Origin of the sequence: Selenomonas sp. oral taxon 920 (assembly GCF_001717585.1) — a bacterium.
Lineage (GTDB): Bacteria > Bacillota > Negativicutes > Selenomonadales > Selenomonadaceae > Centipeda.
Window position 1 is genome coordinate 718,359 of record NZ_CP017042.1, and the last position, 15,137, is coordinate 733,495.

Consider the following 15,137-nt stretch of genomic DNA (forward strand, 5'->3'; position numbering starts at 1 on the left):
CAGAGCTGTTTCTCTTTCGTCCTCACCACTGCTTGTGATGGAAGGAATGCTTCGTCCTTACAGATACTCCTCAAACCTCTCCATATCGAGAATCTGTATGCTTCGTCCCGTTGCCTCGATGATGCCCTCGCGCTGCATCGCGCTCAGTTCGCGCGAGAGGGAGGGGCGGCTGACGGCGAGATAGGCAGCGATAAACTCACGGCTTGCCGTGAGCGTGACCCGCCCCTTTTCGTCGATGTGGGGGAAGAGATAGCGGACAATTTTCTCACGCAGCGTTCCGCTCGCGAGAATCTTGAGCTTCGTATGCATCCCATACGCCTTGCCGGCAAAGATCTTCATGAGGTTTCGCTGCACGATGAGCGCACTGCGGCGCGGCGCTTCTCCTACATCCAGCGTGAAGAGATGGCTCGAAACTTCGAGCAGCTTGACCTTTGTCACGGCGCGGACATACATATCGTACGGACGGCGCAGCACCTCGTAGACTTCGCCGAACATATCGCCCGGACGGTCAATCTCCGAGATGAAGATCTGCCGTCCCGAATACGTGTCCTTGAGGATGTGCACCTCCCCCTCGAGCAGAATGTAGAGCGAGTGCGGCATCTCCCCGTCGTGGAAGATGACTGCGCCCTTTGGATACGTTCGCAGTGCTACATCGCTTGAGGCGAGCAGTTCCGCCACATCTTCCTCATTCATCCCCTGCGCAAGGGAGGTCTGTGCGAGGATCTGGGCAGCAGTTTCCTTTTCGTTTATCATGTGAATGCTCCTATATATACCAAAAAACCGCCCCCGCGGGACGGCGTGATATACATGGTGCTCACTGAGGGATTCGAACCCCCGACCCCCTCCATGTGACGGAGATGCTCTACCAACTGAGCTAAGTGAGCCTGAGATGAAAAAATCCGCACGACTGCGGATGAGAGAACAAATGGTGGGGTTAACAAGATTCGAACTTGTGACCTCCTCGATGTCAACGAGACACTCTAACCAACTGAGCTATAACCCCATTTGCTGCCGTTCATGTCCAAACGACAAAATGAATTATAACAATGGATAGAGATTCTGTCAAGGAATATTTTTGAAACGAAAAACGCGGAGGGAGCATACTTCTGCGCTGCGGCCGATAAAAGACATATATAAAATTTTGATTGACAAGAGATCTTGTAAACCATATAATGCAGATATTGCATAGCAGATATATATGAAATTGAAAGCGTGGAACTATGGAAAGTGTCGAACAGATCAAAGAGTACATTGCAGCAGAATTTCAATGGTTTCATCGTCATCCGGAACTTTCCTATGAAGAAGTGGAGACGACGAAGCGCATTCGGACATCTTTGGAGCGCGCGGGGATTCGTATTCTGGATCTTTCTCTGAAGACGGGGCTTGTCGCGGAGGTGGGCGCGGGGGAGACAGTTGTTGCGCTGCGCAGTGATATTGACGCGCTGCCCATCGAGGAACAGACCAATCTGCCGTATCGTTCGGAGAACGCGGGTCGGATGCACGCCTGCGGTCACGACTTTCACATCTCCTCGGTGCTCGGAGCGGCACTTTTGCTTAAACAGCGTGAGGCGGAGCTCACAGGGCGTGTGCGGCTCTTCTTTCAGCCGGCAGAGGAGGCACCGGGCGGCGCGAAGGTACTCATTGAAGCGGGAGCATTGCAGGATGTCGCGGCAATCTTTGGGCTGCACGCATCTCCTCTCCTTGAGGTCGGTACGGTCGGGATTTCAGAGGGGGCAGTCATGGCGGCAGTGGATCGCTTCGTGTTCCGCTTCCGCGGCAGGGGGGCACATGCCGCTCATCCCGAGGCAGGTGTGGATCCGATCCCGCTCACGGCGGCGTTTGTGCAATCGGTACAGACGGTCATTGCACGCAACCTCAGTCCGTTTTCGGCAGGGCTTGTGAGCGTCACACACATCACGGCGGGGAATACATGGAATGTCATTCCTGCTGAGGCACTTGTCGAGGGCACAACGCGCAGCATGGATGTACAGGATCGTGCGCTGATCCGTACGCGTGTCTGTGCATTGGCGGAGCAGTTGGCAGCAGCATACGGTGCTGCCGTGGAGACGGAATGGTATGAAGGGCCTCCGGCAACGGTCAACGATGGCTTTTGGGCATCCTTTGCCGAGGAGACGGCAAAGGGGTGTGCACTGCACGTTGTTCCCGCGCCCAAGTCTTTGACCGGTGAGGACTTCGCCTTCTATCAGGAGAGAGTACCGGGGGTGTTCGTTCTCGTCGGTACAGGGCTTGCACCTGCTCTCCACAATCCGGGCTTTCGCGTCGACCCGCGTGCACTTGCGCCGACAGCGGACTATCTGGCGCAGCTTGTGTGCACGGCGCTCAGCAAGGTGAAGGGGTGCTGACCGAATTTATGGATGGGATGACGCAGTGTCAGAAATGTGACTATCGATAAATAAAAACCGCGGCAGCTGCCGCGGTTTTTCATATGTTTGAGATGTTATGCTTTTCCCGTACTGCCGAGGACATCCATTTTCTGCATGACGTACGCCTGAACCTCTTTCATGCCTTGTGCAGCATATTTCTTTGGGTCAAAGGCGTCCGGATGTTCCTGCATATATGCCTTGATGCCACGCGTGAAGGCGATGCGCAGGTCCGTTGCGTAGTTGACCTTGCAGATGCCGCGGCTAATGCAGTCACGAACCTGCTCATCGGGAACGCCGGAAGTTCCGTGCATGACGAGAGGGATATCAACAACGGAACGAATGGCGCTCAGGCAATCCACATTGACGCAGGGCGTTCCCTTGTAGACGCCGTGTGAGGTGCCGATACCGACGGCAAGAAAATCTACGTTTGTGCGTTTGACGAACTCTGCGGCTTCGTCAGGATCTGTGTATGGACTGCCGTCCTCATTTTCGAGATCGTCCTCTTTTCCGCCAACCTTTCCAAGTTCTCCCTCTACGGGAATATTTCCGGGGTGGCAGGCATCCGTTACAGTTTTTGTAAGTGCAATATTGTCAGCAAAGGGGAGCTTTGAGCCGTCGATCATGATGGAGGTGTAGCCGGCGCGATAGGCCTGCATTGCCATATTGAGGCTGTCGCCATGATCTAAATGCATCACGACAGGAATTTTTGTCCGTTCGGCAGCTGCACGTACATTTGCAAGATAGTAATCCAGCCCCGCAAAACGGATGGTACCTGGTGTCGTCTGCATAATGACAGGGGAGGATGTCTCCTCTGCGGCGGCGAGTACCGCCATGACCATTTCCATATTCTCCACGTTGAATGCACCGACCGCGTAGCCGCCTTTCTGCGCATCGAGCAGAAGCTCCTTACTTGTTACGAGTGGCATTTATTTTACCCTCCTTACCTGAATATCTTTTTTGTATTCGTCCACCCTTGACAGGGTTCCGAGAGCATTGCTCTCGGCGACGTTTGCACCGACAGCCGCCATGTTTTTCAACGCATCTGCTACGTTCTCCGGATGCTCCAGCCATATGCTCAGGAATGCGGCGAGTGCCGCATCTCCTGCACAGGCAGAACTGAGCAGCTGAATGGGGCGTGCCGAGGCGAAATAGACTGCATTGCCGTTAGAGAAATATGCACCGTGCTCACCAAGTGTGAGCAGTACGTTTTGTGCTCCTTCGGCATGAAGAAAGGAAAGCGCCTCTGTTATGTCTTGTTCTGTCTTGACTCGGATGCCGAAGATTTTTTCCAACTCTTCGTCATTTGGCTTGATCAGAAGCGGATTCCAGTGCAGGAGATCGCGCAGCTTTGCGGAGCTGATATCCAGTATGATGCGGATACCCCGTTCGCGGCAGATGTCAAAAATTTCATCGTAGTAGGATGGCTCGATTCCCTGTGGAAGACTTCCGCTGATTGAGAGGTGTGTCATATCCGTCGCGGCTCGAATACACTCCAACATTTCCTGCTGTTTTTCCCGCGGTACGAGGGCACCGTCGTTTACGAGCTTATACTCCGTTGTGCCGTCGTTCAGAAAAATATTGATGCGTGTAATGTCGTCGACTATGACGGGAATTACCTCAAACCCTCGTCTGCGGGACTCCTCTACAATATAGCTGCCGGAGAATCCACCGAAGAATCCCATGATCTTTGACGCTATGCCGAAATGATGCAGAACGAAGCTGACATTGAGCCCCTTTCCATTCGGAGTGTAGACTGCATCGAAGGTGCGGTTCACCTTGCGCGGCTCCAAGCCGTTTGTGCAAATATTCATGTCAATGGCAGGGTTCGTTGTCAATGTATAGATCATGAGCGCGCTCCTTCCATCTCTCGAATGTTAGCGCAAATCATGCTTACTCCTGTTCCGGTTTTTTCCTTGTGAGACCATAAATCACAGCTCCGACCAAAGAGCCGATAAAAATGCAGAGCACCCATGCGATTGGCTGATCTACGAGTGCGAGAATCAGGAAACCGCCGTGCGGGGCAGGAACCTGGATCTTCATCATATAGGTCAGAACCGCCGAGATGGACGAGCCCAGCATGAGAATCGGGAGAACTGTCAGCGGCGACTTTGCCGCAAATGGAATTGCTCCCTCCGTGATATGCGTACAGCCTAGAATATAGTTGACAAGACCCGCGGCGCGTTCGTTCTTCGTGAACTTATTGCGGAAAATCGTTGTAGCCAGCGCGATGAGGATAGGGGGCGTGATGCAGGCCGCCGAAACACCGGCCATAAAGTAGTAGTTGCCCTGTCCGAGAAGCAGCGTTCCTGTTACATAGGCCGCCTTGTTGACGGGGCCCCCCATATCGAACGCTGACATACAGCCGATGACGATACCGAGGATGATGGGATTGGAATTCTGCAGATTGGAGAGGAAGTCCATCATTGACGCATTGATTGCCGCAATAGGATCGGCAGTGAGACACATGATCGCACCAATCACTGCGACACTGACGAGCGGGACGAGGAAGATGGATTTCAGACCTTCAAATTCTTTGGGCAGACCCGACAGGGAACGCACGAGGTATTTGCAGAGGTAGCCGGCAAGGAAGCCCCCGAGAATACCTCCAATGAATCCGGAGCCTGTCCCCGCCGCAATGACGCCTGCAACAAAACCGGCAACAAGACCCGGGCGATTGGCGATGGATTCGGCGATATAGGCCGCGAGGACGGGAACCATGAGCCCCATCGCGTAGCCGCCAATCTGTTTTAAAAGTGCTGCAGTGGGGTTGTACTGATCCGAGTTCGGATCAAAGGAAAAGATGCCCCAGAGGAATGAGACCGCAATCAGTACGCCGCCCGCGACAACAAACGGGATCATGTGCGAGACGCCGTTCATGAGATGCTTGTATATCTCATGTGCAGCTCCCGATTTTCCTTCGAGACGGAACATTTCATCGGTTGCATCTGCCGGCGCTGTTCCTCCGTATACGGGGACTTTTCCGGACAGGGCATTCTCTACGAGTTCCGCAGCATGCTGAATGCCGTGTCCGACAGAAACCTCCAGTACGGGTTTTCCGCGGAAACGATCCATTTCCACCTTTTTGTCACAGGCTACAATAATGCAGTCTGCTTCGGCGATCTCTTCCGCTGTCAGTGCATTCTCAACGCCGATGGCACCGTTTGTCTCCACCTTTATTTCTGCGCCCGCCGCTTCTGCTGCGCGACGCAGGGCTTCCGCAGCCATAAAGGTATGTGCGATGCCTGTCGGACAACCTGTGACGCCTAATAGCTTTTTCATCTGTCTCCTCCACCTTTCTATATATTCCGCTGATTCGGGATATACATCATGGTAAAAGAAAATCTGATGAAAATCTTTTCGATTTTGGAAAATAGATTTTCATCAGAAGATGTCAATAATCGTATGAGATTTTGTTTTCGTTCTGCTGTACGAGGTAATCGAGAATCATGCGAGCCATAATACTGAGAGCAACGCGGCTGGTGACTTCATACTCCCGAATGGATACATGCTTGTGCTTGAATCCAATCAGAGACTTTGCAGAGTACGGCAGAAGCGGACTGTCCTCTGCACAGCAGCAAGTGATGACATCCGCACCCAGAGAGTATGCATTGCGTGCGGATTCGACGAGCTCCTCTGTTTGTCCATTGAGGGAGAAGATAATGACAAGCGCAGTGGAGGACAGGTGGTTCGTGATGCTCTTCATGATGTTCGGATCATCCGTCTCCATCACATCGTAGTCGAGCAGCTGTAGTTTCAGACTGAATTCCTTTGCGACGTATGAAGTCAGCCCTCTTGCCAAAACGTACACACGAGAGCCCTTTGCCTGTTCGATACGTCGGACAATCTCAAGCAGATTTTGCAGGGAGATGCGCTCAAGCAGGACCTCCGCTTCGATCAGGGACTTGTTCATGATCTCGTTGATGCTGACGATTGCCCGATCTGTGTTCGGACGCATCAGTTTGTAGCGCAGCTCGTTGAATCCGTTGATTCCACATTTGCGGATCGCACGGGAAACGGTGGAGGGTGAACTAAAGGTTTCAAAGGCAATGTCAACGATCGACATACGGGAGAGCTTTGTCTCATTTTGGTTGATATATTTGACAATGGCTTTTTCTGTTTGCGTCAGATTTCCCGCGATTGATTCCGTTATCTCGATGATCATTTGTACTGTATCCTTAGGAAACTTCCAATGGTTTGAGCTGTTATTTTCCCCGTCTTCCCTTTTTGTGCCGATTGTGTTCCTGTGAGGAGATGTTTTCCTTCTCTGCCGCAGGCTCTTTCCGCAGTCCCAGCCAGAGAAAAACCGCAAGCGCAACGAATCCGAAGCCGAGGCTGGTCATCTGTGCGCTGGTGAAGAGCCCGAGGTACTTCTCCGTGTAGTCGCCGCGCAGATATTCGAGTGCGAAGCGCACGAGACTGTAGAGCATGACGTAGAGGGCGAAGCACTGTCCGCGTGCGTGCCCTCGTGCACGGAAGATGAGCAGCAGGGCAAAGATGACGATGTCGAGCTGTCCCTCCCAGACTTCCGCCGGCCAAAGCGGCTGCGCGCCGTAGGTATGGTGGGCGAGGGTGGTCTCGGGGTAGAGAATGCCGAAGCTGCTGCCTGTCGGTGCACCGAAGGCATCTCCGTTGAGGAGGTTCGCACAGCGGCCGAGTGCCTGCCCAAGGACAATCGCGGGCGCGGCAACGTCCATAAAGTGAATGGTGTCGAGCCCGTGCTTCCGGCTGTAGAGGATGCCGACGAGCACGCCGAGGAAGACTCCGCCCTGGATCGCCATGCCGCCCTGCCAGACGTTCAGGATCTCGGTCAGGTGGTGTTGGTAGTAGTCCCAGTCAAAGAAGAAGACATCCCAGAGCCGCGCACCGAGGAGCCCCGCAATGCCGCAGTAGATGCCGAGATCGGGGATGTGCTTTTCGCAGCCGCGTCCGTCCGCCTTTGCAAGGAAGTAGCCGACGCCTGTTGCGAGAAGAATTGAGAGGGAGATGACAACACCGTAGGAGCGGATGGGGAAGTCGCCGATGTAAAAGAGATACTGATGCAAGGCGTCCTTCCAATCTATTCTGCTTCAAAGAGCGGCAGAGCCTCGAGGAAGATGATGTCTGTCCGCTTTGCAGCGTCACCCTCGGCAAGCACGGCGGCCTGTCCAATGACATGCGCACCCGCCTTCTTCGCGAGATTTCCGAGTGCCGTCATGGAGCCTCCTGTGCTGATGACATCGTCGAGGAGGAGCACCTTGCGCCCCTCGATGCGCTCAATGTCCGTATTCATCAGGTAGAGACGCTGCTTTCCCAGTGTCGTGATGGACTCGTCCTCAACCCAGATGGGATCCTCCATGTATGCCTTGACGGATTTGCGCGCCGTGATGTAGTAGGGCATTCCGAGCTGGCGTGCAAGCTCCGCCGCGAGGGGGATGCCCTTCGTCTCGGCAGTCATGATGATCTCGGTCTCGGCAGGAATTTTTTTGGCGAGTTCGCGCGCGCAGTTTTCGCAGAGTTCGACATCGCCGAGCATGATAAAGCCCGCAATCGCGAGGTTCTCGTTGAGGTTGAGAATGGAGAGCCTGCGTTTGCAGCCTGCGACGGTGAGATCGTAGAAGCGTTTTGCCATATTCAGAATCCTTTCTCGGTCAGTACGAGTTCCACAGCATTGAGTGCGTCGTTCACGTTCTCCTCAGTGATGATGAGCGGTGGCTGGAACGCCATGACATTGCGTCCGATGCCGTTCTTGCCGACGATAAAGCCCCTGTTCTTGAGCTCTTCGAGCACGAGATCCAGTTCGGCGGCGGCAGGGGATTTGTCTGCATGGACGAACTCGGCGCCGACCATCAGCCCCAGTCCGCGCACATCGCCGATGATGGGATGCCACTTCTGGATCTCACGCAGCCCCGCACGAAGCTGCTTTCCGCGTCGCTCGGCATTCCCCATGAGATCGTGCTCCTCGATATAGCGGATGACCTGCAGTCCTGCTGTTGTGGAGACGGGGTTGCCGCCGAGGGTCGATGCACCGGGCTTCGTGTAGGTATCTGCGACCTCAGGCGTGGCGATGAATGCGCTGATGGGTGCACCGTTGCCGAGTGCCTTCGCCATGGTCATAATGTCGGGCGTGACACCGAAATGCTCGATGGCGAACATCCTGCCCGTGCGTGCAAAGCCCGTCTGCACCTCGTCCGCGATGAAGAGCACGCCGTAGTGGTCGAGAATCTCCTTGACGCGCTTAAAGTAGTTCTTCGGCGGCACGATGATGCCCGCATTGCCCTGAATCGTCTCGGCGATGAAGGCTGCGGGGCGCCCCGAGGTGACGCTCTTGATCGTCTCCTCGAGCTCGTACGTGCAGTCGATCCCGCACTCCTCGGGAGAGTGCCTGTGCGGGCAGCGGTAGCAGTAGGGATTTTTGACAAAGTGGATGCCGCCGACGGGATTTGGGTCGGTGCGCCACATGGAGATGCCCGTGAGGCTCATCGTGAGCTTCGTGCGTCCGTGGAGCCCCCCGCGCAGGGCAATGAACTCACTGCTGCCCGTGGCGATCTCGGCGAGCAGTGCCGCGCCCTCGTTTGCCTCCGTGCCCGTGGAGCAGAAAAAGCTCTTTTGGAGTTTTCCCGGCGTAATGCGTGCCAGCTGCTCGGCGAGATTGACGAAGTTCTCCGTGAGGTAGATGTTGCAGACATGTTGGAGCGTGTTCAGCTGCTCTGTGACTGCATTGTTGATCGCGGGGTTGCAGTGCCCGCAGTTGATGACGGAGACCCCTGCGAAGCAGTCGAGATACTTCCTGCCCGCACTGTCATAGAGGTACTGCATCTCGCCGCGCACGATCTGGCGCGGTTCACTGTAGAAATGCCCGAGACAGGGCATAATGTATTTCTGCTTCTTTTCAAGGATGGCGGCAGCGCCGATGTAGCTGTTCTCGTTTGGGGAAACTGTATCCATGCGTATGCTTTCTAGTTCAGATGGAATTGCGGCTCTGACGGAAACGGTAGGTGCCGATGCCGAGGGGGCGCGGCGTGATCTCTGTCAGATGGTCGAAATCCGCCGCCCGATAGCCGTCGCTGCCCGCAGCGAGACGGTCGAGTGCAGCGCGGTAGATGCGGACGATCCCTTCGGTTGCCTCCGCCGTGTAGTCCTGCGCCTCAATGCGGTAGGAACCGAGTCCGTTGAATTTATCGAGGTAGGGATAGAGGCAGAGATCCTTTGCAAAGTAGATGTGATTGCGCCCGTACTGGTCAACGCGGATGGAGTGTACGCCGCCCGCCTCGTCGCGGAACGCATAGTGTGTGTCCATCAGTTCCGGTGCGGAAAGATCACTGTAGTCCCTGAGCGACATCGCGGGGAAGTTGTAGTCACAGATCATGGACTCGTAGGCTCCGTGGACGACCGCCTCGATCGGCAGTACAGCATTCTCAACGATTTCACGCAGCTGCTGAAAGGACAGCTCATAGGAGGCTGCCGCCATCGTGAGACCGTTCTCTGCGAGGAAGGTGACGGCGAGATGGTTGAATAGGTTGAACGAGTGATCTGCCTGTACGGGCAGCTTCGTGAGCGTGCGCGCAAGCTTCAGTGTGCCGAGGTTGCCGACCATGATGCCGTCAACAGCGATGTCGTTCAGTGAAGTGAAGAACTGTTCGAGTTCGCCGCATTCGCGCCGCATGGTCGTGCGCGGCGTGTTTACGACGACGCGCGCACGGCCTGCTGCATAACGGACGAGATCCTCATAGTCCGCGAGTTTCCACGGGCGGTGGGGGCGGAACGTCTCACCGCCGACGTAGACCGTATCTGCGCCCGCGTCAATTGCTGCCCGCGCAGCATCGACGGTGCCGACGCGTACGCTCAGATGACGGCTCGGTGCATTTTCCTTTTCGATCGGGCGCTCAGCGCGCAGCACCTCGTCCGCAAAGCCCGCCTCCTCAACCGCCTGGCTGAAGAAGCGCGGCTCTCGCTCGCCTGTCATGCCAATGTCGACGGCAGTCGGCTGCCCGAATGCGAACGTCGTCGTGTAGTCGCGCACGCGGTTGTCGTAGAGCGTGCGCCAACCCTCCTCATCCGTCGTGTAGCCGTTCGGATCGGCGATATACGCGTCAATCGCCCTGCGGTACGTGGAGACAAGACGTGCGATGAACTCGGGCGAGCGCATGCGGCCTTCGATCTTGAACGAGTAGACCCCCGCCTGGATCAGCGCGGGGATGGAGCGATACATGCACATGTCCTTCAGTGCAAGCTTGTACGGACCGGGGCTGTCCGCATCGAGCACTGCGCCCGTCTCCTCGTTGATGAGGGCAAACGGCCAGCGGCAGATCTTCATGCAGCGGCCGCGGTTGCCGCTCTGTCCGAAGAGCACGCCCGAGTGGATGCACTGCCCGCTCTCGGAGATGCACATATCACCGTGCATGAAGTATTCGACCTCGATGCCTGTGCGTGCGCGGAAGAGCGCGAGCTCGGAGAGCGTCATCTCACGTCCGACCACAATACGCGTAATGCCGTACTCCTTGAGCTTCTCGATCGCGTGCTCGTTGTGCGTATTCATCATGACGGAGGTATGCAGGGGAACGGAAATGCCCATCTCGTGTACGAGCTCGAGCACAGCAAAGTCCTGCACAAGGATCGCGTCCGGACGGATCTCATTGAGATAGGAAAGATAGTCGCGCAGAGCTGGCAGTTCCTCGTTGCTGATGAGGTTGTTGAGCGTGACATAGAGCTCGACGTTGTGCGCGTGCGCGTAGTCGACAGCCGCCTTCAGGCGCTCGTCGTCAAAGTTGAAGTTGCCTTCGTGCAGCCGCATATTAAAATGTTTGCCGCCGAGATAGACAGCATCCGCACCTGCTGCAATCGCTGCGGTCATGGCATCCCACGTCCCCGCAGGGGCAAGCAGTTCGACGGATTTTCGGTGTAACAGCATTGTGAAAATAACTCCTTCTGGCCGGAGAAATTGTTGCTTCAGTCAACGAAGCATTCTCCTGTATCGTCTATGATTATAACAGGAAAAAACATTTCTTTCAAATGATGTCAAAATAGCAAAAAAGAATGAATATAAAAGGAAGTTTTTTCTCCGCTCTCCTTGTAAAAGAAGTACTTTTCGGTTATATTATACATAGAGTTTATTATACACAATAGAAGACATAAATTTCATATAGGATGCGCTGAAATCGCCATAATTTTTTTAGCAGTCAATTATTGTTTTTGATTATTTATTTTTCCTATGTATTTATTCAATCATATAATAAGGAGGCCTGTGTATGGGAGAGTTTGGAAGTCTGGGAATCTTTTTGCTGGTGGCACTGCTGTTCCCCGTCATGGCGCTCGGACCTGCGTTCCTCTTGCAGCCGAAGCAGCCGTCGCCGCAGAAGTACATTCCCTACGAGTGCGGTGTCGATCCGATCGGTTCGCCGTATGTGCAGTTCCGAGCGGGATATTTCCTCTACGCGCTGCTGTTCATCGTCTTTGACATCGAGACGGTGTTTCTCTATCCGTGGGCGGTGGAGTTCCAGATGCTCGGGCTGTTCGCACTGCTCGAGATGTTTGTCTTTGTCGGCATCCTTGCACTGGGGCTCGGCTATGCGTGGCGAAAGGGGGATCTGACATGGAGATAGCGGAGCGCGTTCCCGAGAGTTTGCGGCAGAATGTACTCGTGCTCAAACTCGATGAACTCCTGCGCTGGGCACATGCAAGCTCGATTTGGCCGTTGTCCTCGGGGCTTGCCTGCTGTGCGATCGAGATGATGAGCACGGCGACGGCGCGGTTCGATCTCGCGCGGTTCGGCTACGAGGTGTTTCGCCCCTGTCCGCGGCAGGCGGATCTCCTCATCGTCGCAGGCACGCTGACGTGGAAGATGGCGGATCCGATCGTGCGCCTCTACGAGGAGATGCCTGAGCCGAAATATGTGATTGCGATGGGCGCGTGTACGATTGCGGGAGGGCCCTTTGCGGACTCCTATGCAGTTGTGCCGGGCGTGGATGAGATCCTGCCCGTGGATGTCTATATCCCCGGCTGCCCGCCGCGCCCCGAGGCATTGATCGACGGCATGCTGAAGCTGCGTGAGAAGATCCTCCATCCGGAGCGCGTGCGTGCCGAGCGTGCATTCTGGGCGGAGCAGGCGGAAAAGAAGGCGGTGAACGCATGAGGAAAAACTATGTATCTCCGGATGCGCTCGCCGGCATCAAACTCGCCTTTCCAAATGCAGAGTACGACGCGGAGACCGAGCGTCCTGCCGTCTTTATCGCTGCGGATGAGCTGATCGCACTGCTGACGTTTCTGCGTGACGACAGCAACCTGCAGCTGACGCGCGCGGAGAATGTGACGGCAGTCGACTGGAAGGATCACTTCGAGATGGTCTACCACCTCTTCGCCCCCGTTCCCCTGCATTGGCTGACGGTGAAGGTGGCACTGGATCACGATGCTCCCGTCATTCCGTCGGCGACGGCGGTGTTCCCGGGCGTGGAATTCGAGGAGCGCGAGGTCTATGACCTTATGGGGATTGTCTTTACGGGGCATCCCGATCTCCGGCGCGTGTTCCACGTGGACAGCTTTGTCGGGCACCCGCTGCGCAAGGACTTTGTTCCCCCGCCGCCCCCGAACATCCCGCGCATACGGAAGGAGGGCTTCTGATGCCGAGAACCGAGACCTATACCCTCAACATGGGGCCGCAGCACCCGTCGACGCACGGCGTGCTGCAGGTACAGCTCGAGCTCGACGGCGAGCGCATCGTCAAGGCGACGCCGATCATGGGCTACCTTCATCGCGGTATTGAAAAGCTGCTTGAGGATCGGACGTATCCGCAGGGGCTGCCCTATACGGATCGTCTCGACTATATCTCCTCGATGAACAACAACTTCGGCTATGCGCTTGCCGTGGAGGAGCTTGCGGGCATTGAGACAACGCCGCGTGCGGAGTACATCCGCGTTATTATGGCGGAGCTGAACCGCATCAACAGTCATTTGATCTTTATCGGGACACTTGCGAACGACCTCGGCGCGTCGACGGGGATGCTCTACTGCTTCCGCGACCGCGAGAAGATTCTCGACATCTTCAATCTCGTCTGCGGTGCGCGCCAGACCTTCCACTACATCCGCATCGGCGGGGTAAAGGAAGACCTCACCTCCGAGGCAGAGGCTCTGATCCGTGCATTCCTCGACGAGGTGCCGATCTTCCTCGAGGAGTACAATAAACTCCTGACGGGCAACGAGATCTTCATCCGCCGTATTGTGGGCGTCTCGCCGATGACGACGGAGGAGGCCCTGTCCTACAATATGACGGGACCGAACCTGCGTGCGACAGGGCTTGCCTTTGACCTGCGCAAGGTGGACGGCTACAGCGCCTACGATGATTTCGACTTCGACATCCCCGTCGGCAAGAATGGCGACAACTGGGATCGCTATATGGTAAAGCTGAACGAGATTGCCGAGAGCGCGAAGATCATCCGTCAGGCGATCGACGGACTGCCTGAGGGCGACTACATGGGCAAGAAGGTGCCGAAGGTTATCAAGCCGCCGAAGGGTGAGGTGTTCAGCCGCACGGAGGGCACGCGCGGCGAGCTCGGCTTCTACATCGTCAGCGATGGTACGACAAAGCCGTACCGCATTCACATCCGCCGCCCATCGTTCGTCAATATGCAGGGACTGAACGCGATGTGCCGCGGAATGTTCATCGGCGACTCGGTCGCCGCATATTCGTCCATCGACCCGATCATGGGCGAAGTGGACTGCTGAGGGGAGGAGGAAAATGATGGAACTTTCTCTCTTGGCAAAGCTCGCGCTTGAACTGCGCGCACTCGTCTACGGTCTTGTGCCGATTCCGTTCGTCGTGGATCTCGTGCTGACGATGGTCGGCATCGCGATCCTGCTCGGGATCATCTCGATGGCGGCGATTGTCTTTACGTATGCGGAGCGCAAGATCTGCGCGTTCATTCAGGTGCGCATCGGCCCGAACCGCGTCGGCGGACGCTTTGGACTTCTCCAGCCGATTGCGGATATGCTGAAACTCATGAGCAAGGAGGACATCATGCCCCAAGGGGCGGACAAGGTGGTCTGGGCACTCTCGCCCGCGCTGCTCTTTGTTCCTGCGGCGCTTGTCTATGCGTTCTTTCCGTTTGACGCAGGTGCGGTGCTCGCGGATGTGAATGTGGGCGTATTCCTGCTGTTCGCCGTCTCGGGGCAGGCAGTGCTGCCGTTCCTGATGGGAGGCTACGCGTCGAATAACAAGTATTCCTTTATCGGCGGCATGCGTATCGTCGGACAGATGCTCAGCTACGAGGCACCGCTGCTCTTTTCGCTGCTCGGCGTCGTCATGCTGACAGGCTCACTGCGGCTTGATGATATCGTGCAGATGCAGGCGCAGACAAGCTGGTTCATCTTCATGCAGCCGCTCGCGTTCATCATTTTTCTGATCGCGGCGGTCGCGGAGACGAACCGCACCCCGTTCGATCTCGTCGAGGGTGAGTCCGAGATCATCGCGGGCCCCTTTACGGAGTACTCGGGGATGCGCTGGGCGCTGTTCTTCCTTGCGGAGTACGCGAACCTCTTGACGGCGGCGATTCTCGCGACGACGTTCTTCCTCGGCGGTTACAGCGGCCCCGAGTTCCTGCCGGGCTTCGTCTGGTTCGGACTGAAGGCGGTGCTCATGGTGCTGCTCATCATGTGGTTCCGTTGGACGTTCCCGCGCACGCGCGTCGATCAGATCCTCACCTTTGGCTGGAAGGTGCTCGTGCCGCTCTCGATTCTCAACGTCTTTTTGACGGGCATCGGGATGTATCTCGTCGGCATTGTCTAA

General features: G+C 56.0%; 15 protein-coding genes and 2 tRNA genes. 6 read left to right on the plus strand and 11 right to left on the minus strand.

Features of this window, described 5'->3' with window-relative positions; translation table 11 throughout:
• Positions 1-57 precede the first annotated feature (57 nt).
• The 3 genes from BCS37_RS03295 to BCS37_RS03305 all read right to left on the minus strand — a co-directional run bounded on the left by BCS37_RS03295 (position 58) and on the right by BCS37_RS03305 (position 1,003).
• Positions 58-753: a Crp/Fnr family transcriptional regulator gene (locus tag BCS37_RS03295; RefSeq protein ID WP_069180148.1), complete on the minus strand. Its 696-nt coding sequence runs from the start codon at positions 751-753 to the stop codon at positions 58-60.
• A gap of 55 nt (positions 754-808) precedes the next feature.
• A tRNA-Val gene (locus BCS37_RS03300) sits at positions 809-884 on the minus strand.
• A 42-nt stretch (positions 885-926) separates the two neighbouring features.
• Positions 927-1,003 (minus strand) — tRNA-Val (locus BCS37_RS03305).
• 217 nt (positions 1,004-1,220) lie between these two features.
• Here BCS37_RS03305 and BCS37_RS03310 point away from each other — a divergent pair.
• The gene (locus BCS37_RS03310; protein WP_069180149.1) at positions 1,221-2,363 is read left to right on the plus strand and encodes an amidohydrolase; all 1,143 of its coding nucleotides are present in this window, start codon (positions 1,221-1,223) and stop codon (positions 2,361-2,363) included.
• A 95-nt stretch (positions 2,364-2,458) separates the two neighbouring features.
• Here BCS37_RS03310 and BCS37_RS03315 read toward each other — a convergent pair whose 3' ends face one another.
• The 8 genes from BCS37_RS03315 to BCS37_RS03350 all read right to left on the minus strand — a co-directional run bounded on the left by BCS37_RS03315 (position 2,459) and on the right by BCS37_RS03350 (position 11,271).
• Positions 2,459-3,310 carry a class II fructose-bisphosphate aldolase gene (locus BCS37_RS03315; RefSeq protein WP_006689911.1) on the minus strand — a complete coding sequence of 284 codons (852 nt, stop codon included), beginning with the start codon at positions 3,308-3,310 and terminating at the stop codon, positions 2,459-2,461.
• On the minus strand, positions 3,311-4,231 hold the full coding sequence (locus BCS37_RS03320; protein WP_069180150.1) for a 1-phosphofructokinase: 921 nt from the start codon (positions 4,229-4,231) through the stop codon (positions 3,311-3,313).
• Positions 4,232-4,274: 43 nt separating this feature from the next.
• Positions 4,275-5,663: a PTS fructose transporter subunit IIC gene (locus BCS37_RS03325; protein WP_069180151.1), complete on the minus strand. Its 1,389-nt coding sequence runs from the start codon at positions 5,661-5,663 to the stop codon at positions 4,275-4,277.
• A 112-nt stretch (positions 5,664-5,775) separates the two neighbouring features.
• Complete coding sequence (locus tag BCS37_RS03330; protein ID WP_069180152.1) at positions 5,776-6,546, minus strand: MurR/RpiR family transcriptional regulator; 771 nt, start codon at positions 6,544-6,546, stop codon at positions 5,776-5,778.
• 40 nt (positions 6,547-6,586) lie between these two features.
• Entirely contained in the window at positions 6,587-7,426 is an 840-nt protein-coding gene (lgt, locus tag BCS37_RS03335) for a prolipoprotein diacylglyceryl transferase (protein WP_069180153.1), read from the minus strand.
• 14 nt (positions 7,427-7,440) lie between these two features.
• Positions 7,441-7,992, minus strand: coding sequence for a phosphoribosyltransferase family protein (locus BCS37_RS03340; RefSeq protein WP_069180154.1), 552 nt, complete (start codon positions 7,990-7,992; stop codon positions 7,441-7,443).
• Positions 7,993-7,994: 2 nt separating this feature from the next.
• Complete coding sequence (locus BCS37_RS03345; RefSeq protein WP_069180155.1) at positions 7,995-9,308, minus strand: aspartate aminotransferase family protein; 1,314 nt, start codon at positions 9,306-9,308, stop codon at positions 7,995-7,997.
• A 16-nt stretch (positions 9,309-9,324) separates the two neighbouring features.
• On the minus strand, positions 9,325-11,271 hold the full coding sequence (locus BCS37_RS03350; protein ID WP_069180156.1) for a peptidase U32 family protein: 1,947 nt from the start codon (positions 11,269-11,271) through the stop codon (positions 9,325-9,327).
• Between the two features lie 337 nt (positions 11,272-11,608).
• Between BCS37_RS03350 and BCS37_RS03355 the strand changes: the two genes are divergently transcribed.
• The 5 genes from BCS37_RS03355 to nuoH are packed head-to-tail and all read left to right on the plus strand — an operon-like array spanning position 11,609 to position 15,137.
• On the plus strand, positions 11,609-11,962 hold the full coding sequence (locus BCS37_RS03355) for an NADH-quinone oxidoreductase subunit A (protein WP_069180157.1): 354 nt from the start codon (positions 11,609-11,611) through the stop codon (positions 11,960-11,962).
• Positions 11,953-12,492, plus strand: coding sequence for an NADH-quinone oxidoreductase subunit B (locus tag BCS37_RS03360; RefSeq protein ID WP_069180158.1), 540 nt, complete (start codon positions 11,953-11,955; stop codon positions 12,490-12,492). Before BCS37_RS03355 ends, BCS37_RS03360 begins: the two co-directional genes overlap by 10 nt.
• The gene (locus BCS37_RS03365) at positions 12,489-12,977 is read left to right on the plus strand and encodes an NADH-quinone oxidoreductase subunit C (protein ID WP_069180159.1); all 489 of its coding nucleotides are present in this window, start codon (positions 12,489-12,491) and stop codon (positions 12,975-12,977) included. Before BCS37_RS03360 ends, BCS37_RS03365 begins: the two co-directional genes overlap by 4 nt.
• Positions 12,977-14,077: an NADH-quinone oxidoreductase subunit D gene (locus BCS37_RS03370; protein WP_069180160.1), complete on the plus strand. Its 1,101-nt coding sequence runs from the start codon at positions 12,977-12,979 to the stop codon at positions 14,075-14,077. The genes BCS37_RS03365 and BCS37_RS03370 overlap by 1 nt, the downstream gene beginning before the upstream one ends.
• A 13-nt stretch (positions 14,078-14,090) precedes the next feature.
• Complete coding sequence (gene nuoH, locus BCS37_RS03375; RefSeq protein WP_069180161.1) at positions 14,091-15,137, plus strand: NADH-quinone oxidoreductase subunit NuoH; 1,047 nt, start codon at positions 14,091-14,093, stop codon at positions 15,135-15,137.